This window comes from Coleofasciculus sp. E1-EBD-02 (assembly GCF_040218245.1).
Lineage (GTDB): Bacteria > Cyanobacteriota > Cyanobacteriia > Cyanobacteriales > Coleofasciculaceae > Coleofasciculus.
Genome location: NZ_JAVJQN010000223.1, coordinates 1 through 7841 on the forward strand (window position 1 = coordinate 1; position 7841 = coordinate 7841).

The following is a 7841-nucleotide window of genomic DNA, read 5'->3' on the forward strand; positions in this document are numbered from 1 at the left end:
CTCTTGTTCCTTTGACTCTGGTTAAGAGACTGAAGTTGGTGTAACTACCTAAATGTAAAGCGTTTCGATAAACCTGTCCGACTGCTACATTAGTTAACTTTACGAATTAATGTCAAGATTTCTATGCAAAATGTTAATAAACAGCGTTATACTCAAAAGATTTACGGCTATTAGCCTACAGGAAATACCCATTTGATTCATCTGACCTAGGTATGAGCGATCGTTAAGCTCATCCTTGGTGTCCCATGACTCCAAAATAACGGGAGATTCCTATGCCAGCCGATCTACACTGGTGTCTTGTGGAGTCGGTATCTCATCCCTAGGTATCAAGTTAAGCCAAAACCTTTGCTAATTCTTGCTTCCAGCAACTCGTACCTGGTAGCTTTTGAGACTTATACCCAGTTGCCGTATAATGTATAGCTTTCTTTTTCCCCCAATCTCCCCATCTCCCCCTCACCCCATCTACTCTATCTGCTATCTTTGAACGCAACTTGGTATTACCCGTCAAAATTATGCCCCAGCGTCCCCTGCACCCCCTACTTAGAGGCTGTCGTCACTCTAACAAATTTACAAAATCTTTAAATCATCGCTTTATAGCTTTAAGATAACTTTATCCATTAAAGTTCAGTTATGAGTAAAATACTAATACAGACCTTTTCAGAGGACGCAAGAAACTTAAACGAATTGTAGTTCTGCTGAACAGACCCCTCAATTGAGTAGAGAAACTGTTCGTGACTTGGCAGCTATGAACAGTTCATACTTCGATCATGTCCGCTCAAGTACCCTTGATAAAAATGGCTGAAACTCCTTGCTTTAGGTCATCACAATTATGGGAAATCATCGATCATGACATGATATAAGTCCGACTTACTGCTAGTGAAACCTGGGTTTTGCATAAGTTAGCTAAGCGATAAATTTGGCTGCCCATAATTGATTAATAATCAGGGGATAATTCATGAAAAAGGAACTGAGACTGGTTAAGCACATATTGTTCTTCGCTACACCTCTAGTCGCGAGTTCAGTCATAGCTGTTTCACCAACTCTGGCAGCGACCTTTGCCTCGGCGGAAGCCAACGTATTTCTAGGAAACTTTAATAAAAACCCAGATTTATCGACGGTCTCAGCTAAAACGAATACGATCGCAATGACACCCGTCAACGTCATCTCACATTCAGATGAGGGGGAACATGCCAGTTCCGCATCGGCAGGGGACTCAGCAACAGCTATCGCCGAAGCCGATTCACTGTTTTTCACCAACCCTCCAGCCTTTGCCGCTAACACAACCTTGAGTGAGGCGTTTGGCGAAGCTGAAAACTTTTTGGGATTTGCCCAAAGTGAAGCGTCGGTAACCGGTGGATTCTTGATTAATCCAGCCCCGAATTCGACGGAAACATTTTCTTTTGATTTTACGGCTTTCTCTACCCTAATCACTTCAGGAGAAGAGAGTGAGGCGAAAGCTGATATATCCATAGTAATTTTAGGCGGAACTGATCCTAATCCGGTGAATCAAACGGTTTTTGATATCTTCTCTGTGTCCGGAGAGTTAAACACCCTAGGACAGGATGACGTATTCTCGGTTGAAGTCAGCGACAACTTTACCTTAGATACCTTCTTGCCATCGGGAGACTTTGGTGTGGACTTAGAGGAAGAATTGGCGGATGTCTTGGCGATGGGTTCCTATCAGCGTCAGTTTGATCGCCCAACTTATCTAACGTTCATAGAAACCAAAGAAACCAAGGCAACAGTTCAAGACTCTACACAAGTACCCGAGCCGATTAGCACTCTAGGTTTATTGGTTTTTAGTGGCTTAGTCGGTTTGATCTCTAGACGTAGATTTTCTTAGGAATAGCTTTTCCTAGACCATTTTAACAACACATTATCCCTTAATTAATCCCTTTAATTTAGGGATTAATTATGCTTTTTCATCCTGGATTAAGTCTAAATAATTGATAGGCTTTAATTTGATACCATTTCTCTTTAATCGTGCAACGAATACACCCCCACGCCCCTGCCGTTTCCCTGAGCAAGGGCTACTAGCGTGGCACACCTAAATTGATAGATTAGATTCGGCTTGTAGTAGGGAACCTTGGTTCCTAGATTCCGCCCTAGTAACATGCGTCTACCCAACCTACAATTTTGTCACGCCATTACAGGGGGGTGGATATGGCGCAACATTATGGAGAATTGGTATGATACTCAGCAATTCATAAACCCTTTAAAAATAGATTTTTATTTTCAAATTAACTTCACCCATTTAATTTATATTAGGGATAGGATACAACTATAAAGCGTTGGGAGTTACGAGAATTAAAGTCTACTGATACTCGGCTATATCTAACTGTCATTTAATTCTCTAAGCTGTTATTAATTGTTTCATAAGTAACAGTTAATAATCAGTTTAATTTACTTGCCAACACATCGATATTTATAACCGCTATGTCGAGCGTGAGATTGTGCTGTCCCTATTGATGACAAGGAAAAAATCATGAAAAAAGAACTGAGACTTGCTCAAAGCGTATTGTTCTTCGCTGCACCATTAGTAACAAGTTCGGTATTGCTAGTTTCACCAAGTCTGGCGGCAACGTTTGCTTCGGCTGAGGCTAACGTATTTCTAGAAAACTTTAGTCAAAGCCCTGATTCTTCTACAGTTTCAGCGAAGACGAATACGGTGACAATGACACCAGTCGGTTCAGTTTTAGATGCAGATGAGGGTGAAAATGCCAGTTCCGTATCGGCAGGAGACTCAGCCACGGCTATCGCCCAAGCGGATTCACTGTTTTTTACGAATTCCCCAGCTTTTGCTACAAACACAAACTTGAGTGAGGCTTTTGGTGATCAAGACAACTTCTTCGGATTCGCCCAAAGTGAAGCATCAGTAATTGGAGAATTTCTTCTTAATCCAGCCCCGAATTCGACGGAATCATTTTCTTTCGATTTTACGGCTTTCTTTAACCTGGCAACTTCAGGGGAAAAGAGTACGGCTGCGGCTGATATATCATTAGTGGTGTTAGGGGGAACTGACCCTAATCCGGCAAATCAAACAGTCTTTGACTTCTTCTCAGTCTCTGGGGAGTTAAACACCTTAGGAGAGGATGACTTATTCTCAGTTGACGCTAGCGACAACTTCACCTTAAATACATTCTTACCCTCTGGAGACTTTGGTGTGGACATAGAGGAAGAGTCGGCGGATCTCTTGGCGATGGGTTCCTATCAACGTCAGTTTGATCGCCCAACTTATCTAACATTAATAGAAACCAAAGAAACTAAAGCAACGGTTCAAGCATCGACACAAGTACCTGAGCCTGCTAGCACTCTCGCGTTAGTAATATTTGGTGGCTGGCTCAGTCTAGCTGGTAGATCTATCAGCATGGGTTGTCGATCAAGAAGGAGAATCTTGTAGTCACAGGTATAAGCAGATTATTGTCTGATTTATAGCCAATAATTGATATCTGATCAATCGCCTGAATTTAGGAGGTTGATCCGGTTATTTTGTTGATTAAAATAAAATATTAAAAATAGTAAAAAAAAATGACTACAACTAGATAATATGCTAGTTAAACAGGACTGCCAAAATGGCAGCTTTATTTTTCAAGATGCTCCATTTTGCTGCTTATTTTATCTACACTATTGACAGAAATAAATTACAAATCCAATAAATGGAGAGTTAAACCAATGGTATTTCTCAACTTAACCAGCAACAATGATATCGTCAATCTAACCACTAATCCTGCTGCAACAAATAGTAATGATGTAATCTATGGTCGTCGTGGCGATGACCTGGTTTTGGCAGCAGATGGTGATGACTTTATCAAGGGCGATCAAGGCAATGACACCTTAGTCGGAGGGAACGGTAGTGACAAGCTGTATGGAGGTAGCGAAAATGACCTGCTTTTTGGCGAAGATGGCGATGACTTCATCAGAGGTGATCAGGGAAATGACACATTATTAGGAGGATTTGGTAACGACAAGCTGTTTGGAGGCAGCGAAAATGACTTGCTCTTTGCACATGATGGGGATGACTTACTCGATGGAGGTAGTGGTGACGATATCCTCAACGGCGGAGCTGGCAATGACCGACTTTTAGGGGGTATTGGTCAGGGTAACGGTACACTCACTTACGATTACGATGGCACGACCTTGACAGGTATTAATGATATCCTGAATGGGGAGAGCGGCGATGATACACTACTGGGCGGTAGTGGCAATGATGTCCTCAAGGGTGGAGATGACGACGACACAGCTCTTGCTAGCTTCGGCGATGACTTACTCCTTGGAGAAAGCGGTGATGATGACCTGCAAGGCGGTGCTGGTCAGGATACGTTAGAGGGGGGTGCAGGTGCTGATAATCTCCTCGGCGGGGAACAAGACGATTTACTTTTTGCCGGTTTGTCTAGTAATCCTTTTTCTACCACTGATAACGATACCTTGAGTGGTGGTAACGGCGATGATCGGCTAATTGGGGATGCAGGCAATGACATACTTGTTGGTGGAATTGGAGATGATATTCTCACAGGACTAATCGGGAATGATGTCCTCAATGGTACTGGGGGAACAGGAGCCGGTGAAGTGGATAGTTTGAGGGGTGATGCCATTGGTTTACCCTCCCAACTTTTCGGACAAGATACATTTGTACTTGGTGACGCCGATAACGTCTTCTATGCTGCTGCTGGCATTGGTGATTATGCTTTAATCAGAGACTTCCAAGATGGTTTAGATAAACTCCAGGTAAATGGCTCGTTCGACTATACTTTTGCGGGAGGAGCATTTGGCGGTGTGAACAGTGCATTTGTGATCGCGATCAATCCCAGTGATGGTGCTTCTGAAGTAATTGGTATTTTGCAAGGAGTTACATCTATTACGGTTAATCCGTTTGTTTTCGCCTAAACGTGGCAAAGATTTTATGGGCGCACGTCGGTGCGCCCCTACAGTTTCCGGACGTAAGCATAGTGATAAAGGATTTCCCTTCGGTTTTCAACTGCTTTCACTATGGATTAGGTAGTTTACTTCACTTTCTAACCACTGTCCAAATAGGCGATTGAGAATTTCTTGAGACCGTTCAGGAGTTAATTGGGCGGGGATAAACTCTTCTGCTCGTAACAGATGATAACCGAGATCGGTTTTAATTGGACCGACTACCTCGCCAATCGGCGCTGCAAAGACTGCCGATGCCATTTCCGGTTTTAAGCGCCAGCGGTAAACCTTTCCTTCATAACCGCACCGACGCTTGCGTTCTGGGTCAATATCGTAAAGGTGGGCTGCCTCATAAAAGCTAATTTCCCCTTCTTCAATTTCATAGAAAAGTTCTCGCGCCAAGGGTTCAGAGGCAAGAATCAGTTGATAGAGCAAAATTTGCTCATAGTCTAATCGATTTTGAGTAAAAAACTTTTCTACCTCGTTGCCAAACAAACAATCGGCTAATTTCTGGGTCAGCAAGCGCAGACGAATTCCTGCTTCCCAATCATCAGGTGTTATCCTCTGATCCGCCAACCAAGCCAAGGTGTCAGCCGCCTTTTCCAAGTGCATTGCCTGACGTTGCTTATCTGCCTCCGCCTGAATTTCTTCTGGCGTGACGACTATGCCTCGTTCCTGAGTCGCTCGCTCAATGACTCGTTGCGACCAAATCTGATGACAGACTTTTTTATACTGTATGTCTTGTTTGAGAAACTCAACAATTTCTTCTGACTCAACGGACGCGCCTGTATCCACCATTATCGATTGATTGGAACTCTCCTTAAACCTAACCCTGGGAAAACTCGGCTAGGTACACCGACAACCCTGTAGGAAATATTACTATCTTTTTGGACAAAGCTGGATGCGGAAAAGATGCTGATAAATGTAGTTGCAGGATTGTTGATGCTGGGGTTCGGTAGGATTACTCTCACCCTGGGGGAAGAGGGTGCAATAGAAGCCGGGGGAGCGCTTGTCGGGTTAGCGGTGACACTGGGGGAAAACCCTGGCTGATTATTAACGGCTGGAGACAAGGGAGTTGTTGTGCCAGGATTAGGACTACTGAGGGAACCGGGAGCAACGGTGGTGGTTGCTGGCGGCGGAGTATTCACGGAGGTATTGGCTGAAGTGCTACCCCCACTGGAAGTAGCCCCGGGCGTAAACGTTGCTCCTGGATTAGGACTACTCAGCGAATCTGTGAAAACATTAGCACTGGTTGTCGGCGGAGCATTCGTGGAGGCACTAGCGGAACTGCTACCACCACTGACGGTAGCACCAGGTACAAAAATCGTCTGACTACTGCTACTGGTACCTGTAGGTGAGGTGGCTGTGGCACTGCTGGTTGCACCTGCACCTTGGGAATTCACGAATGAACTACTCGAAGCACCTGCATTAACTATCTGAGCTGAGCAGGGCAAAGTAACCACTAAAGTGCTAATTAAACTGATTAATATTAAATATAATTTGGTCATCATTGGTAAATCGCTCCTTACCTTAACAATGGAGAACTCTGACTGGATACAACTCCCTGTTTTGTCAGCTTGCTTTTGTGTGAGCGTTCCCCTAGAGTAGGGGCTGTGAGTTCTGGGCTTAAATCTTTATCCGATTAGGTTGAAACCAAAGTTTCAATCCTACAGTCAGCAAGCCAGCCAAAAGGAACGGGATACTTGAAGGTTCAGGTACTGCCGCAGCTTCTGTATCCGGAAGTGTAGACGAGGCATTTGTGCTGTTACTTGTGCTATTGTTGCTTGTGCTGTTATTGATGCCAATAAAAGCAGAAAATGACTAATGGCGCTCTTCATCGCCCGACTTTAAGCCATGGCGACTTACTTAATTGAGCGCCCATTCAATAATTAGAAGCGTCCCGATAGTGGAAGCGGGACGCCGTAGCAATTAGACTACTCTAGTAACAGTAGTAGCAATAGCTATCACTTTGAGAGATAGATGTTGCACCTGCCGAAGAGAAGCTTGGATCAGTATAGGTGAAGGAGAAGGCTTCAGCGTTAGAATGGGGACCTTCAGCAGAGGCATCAGCTTCAGCTAAGGCACTGTTCCCGTAAACCGTTGAAGAGGTGTATAAGCGCTTATAGACATTGACATACTCATTGAGGGAAATGTCTACATCCTTATCGATATCGGTATCGAATTCAAGCTCGTAGTATCCACCAACAACTTTGTTGTCTTCGCTAAGGACTTCGAGGTGATTCAGGTCAGAAATATTCATGAGTTTTCTCCTTTTTTACAGTGAATTAGTTGGCAAAATTGGACGTTTGCTGTTATTGGGTACGCCAAGAGTTAACTTGAGACAGCTAGGCTACTTGTTTAGCACTTCCTTGTACAACGTAACCCTCTTGATTTTAGTAGTCGCTTTGAGAGATGGAGGTTGCACCTGCCGAAGAGAAGTAGGGGTCGGTATAGGTGAAGGAGAAGGCTTCAGCGTTAGAGTCGTAGCCTTCAGCAGAGGCATCAGCTTCAGCTAATGCACTGTTCCCATAAACCGTTGAAGAGGTGTATAAGCGCTTATAGACATCGACACGCTCATAGATGTTAATGTTGACAGACTTATCGATATCGGTATCGAAGTTCAGTTCATCGGGATCGTAGCAGCAGTAACCACCAACAACTTTGTTGTCTTCGCTAACGACTTCGAGGTGATTGAGATCGGAAATGTTCATAGCTTTTCTCCTTAGTTTTGCAATTGATAGTGCTTTTGGGGATATTTGTCTTTCCTGAAAAGAGCCGATTTGGGGATCTGGAGCTACTCGTTTAATCTTGACTAATACTAGTAGCTCCTACCCGTATTAGCTTTGAGAGATGGAGGTTGCACCTGCCGAAGAGAAGTAGGGGTCGGTATAGGTGAAGGAGAAGGCTTCAGCATTAGAATTGTAGCCTTC

The 7841-nt window shown here is 44.1% G+C and carries 8 protein-coding genes; 3 read left to right on the forward strand and 5 right to left on the reverse strand.

Annotated features, from left to right (window positions below; genetic code table 11):
* Positions 1-955: 955 nt before the first annotated feature.
* The 3 genes from RIC07_RS33830 to RIC07_RS33840 all read left to right on the forward strand — a co-directional run bounded on the left by RIC07_RS33830 (position 956) and on the right by RIC07_RS33840 (position 4884).
* Positions 956-1843 (forward strand): hypothetical protein, encoded by an 888-nt coding sequence (locus tag RIC07_RS33830; RefSeq protein WP_446398345.1) that lies wholly within the window; start codon positions 956-958, stop codon positions 1841-1843.
* Positions 1844-2485: 642 nt separating this feature from the next.
* A complete protein-coding gene (locus tag RIC07_RS33835) occupies positions 2486-3400 on the forward strand; it encodes a hypothetical protein (protein ID WP_446398346.1) in 915 nt (304 codons plus the stop codon).
* Positions 3401-3672: 272 nt separating this feature from the next.
* The gene (locus RIC07_RS33840; protein WP_446398347.1) at positions 3673-4884 is read left to right on the forward strand and encodes a calcium-binding protein; all 1212 of its coding nucleotides are present in this window, start codon (positions 3673-3675) and stop codon (positions 4882-4884) included.
* Between the two features lie 87 nt (positions 4885-4971).
* On the opposite strand, the gene RIC07_RS33845 is transcribed toward RIC07_RS33840, so the two are convergent.
* The 5 genes from RIC07_RS33845 to RIC07_RS33865 form a co-directional block, all read right to left on the reverse strand.
* Positions 4972-5709: a peptidylprolyl isomerase gene (locus RIC07_RS33845; protein ID WP_006100319.1), complete on the reverse strand. Its 738-nt coding sequence runs from the start codon at positions 5707-5709 to the stop codon at positions 4972-4974.
* On the reverse strand, positions 5709-6422 hold the full coding sequence (locus RIC07_RS33850; protein ID WP_446398348.1) for a hypothetical protein: 714 nt from the start codon (positions 6420-6422) through the stop codon (positions 5709-5711). Before RIC07_RS33850 ends, RIC07_RS33845 begins: the two co-directional genes overlap by 1 nt.
* Before the next feature lie 115 nt (positions 6423-6537).
* Complete coding sequence (locus RIC07_RS33855) at positions 6538-6717, reverse strand: PEP-CTERM sorting domain-containing protein (RefSeq protein WP_446398350.1); 180 nt, start codon at positions 6715-6717, stop codon at positions 6538-6540.
* Between the two features lie 133 nt (positions 6718-6850).
* A complete protein-coding gene (locus RIC07_RS33860) occupies positions 6851-7171 on the reverse strand; it encodes a hypothetical protein (RefSeq protein WP_006100252.1) in 321 nt (106 codons plus the stop codon).
* 133 nt (positions 7172-7304) lie between these two features.
* A complete protein-coding gene (locus RIC07_RS33865; protein WP_446398349.1) occupies positions 7305-7622 on the reverse strand; it encodes a hypothetical protein in 318 nt (105 codons plus the stop codon).
* Between the last annotated feature and the right edge of the window lie 219 nt (positions 7623-7841).

Bases quoted from the DNA above. Each gene is read 5' to 3' on its own strand.
- RIC07_RS33830 (WP_446398345.1), top strand. From the start codon at position 956: ATGAAAAAGGAACTGAGACTGGTTAAGCACATATTGTTCTTCGCTACA.
- RIC07_RS33835 (WP_446398346.1), top strand. From the start codon at position 2,486: ATGAAAAAAGAACTGAGACTTGCTCAAAGCGTATTGTTCTTCGCTGCA.
- RIC07_RS33840 (WP_446398347.1), top strand. From the start codon at position 3,673: ATGGTATTTCTCAACTTAACCAGCAACAATGATATCGTCAATCTAACC.
- RIC07_RS33845 (WP_006100319.1), bottom strand. From the start codon at position 5,709: ATGGTGGATACAGGCGCGTCCGTTGAGTCAGAAGAAATTGTTGAGTTT.
- RIC07_RS33850 (WP_446398348.1), bottom strand. From the start codon at position 6,422: ATGATGACCAAATTATATTTAATATTAATCAGTTTAATTAGCACTTTA.
- RIC07_RS33860 (WP_006100252.1), bottom strand. From the start codon at position 7,171: ATGAATATTTCTGACCTGAATCACCTCGAAGTCCTTAGCGAAGACAAC.
- RIC07_RS33865 (WP_446398349.1), bottom strand. From the start codon at position 7,622: ATGAACATTTCCGATCTCAATCACCTCGAAGTCGTTAGCGAAGACAAC.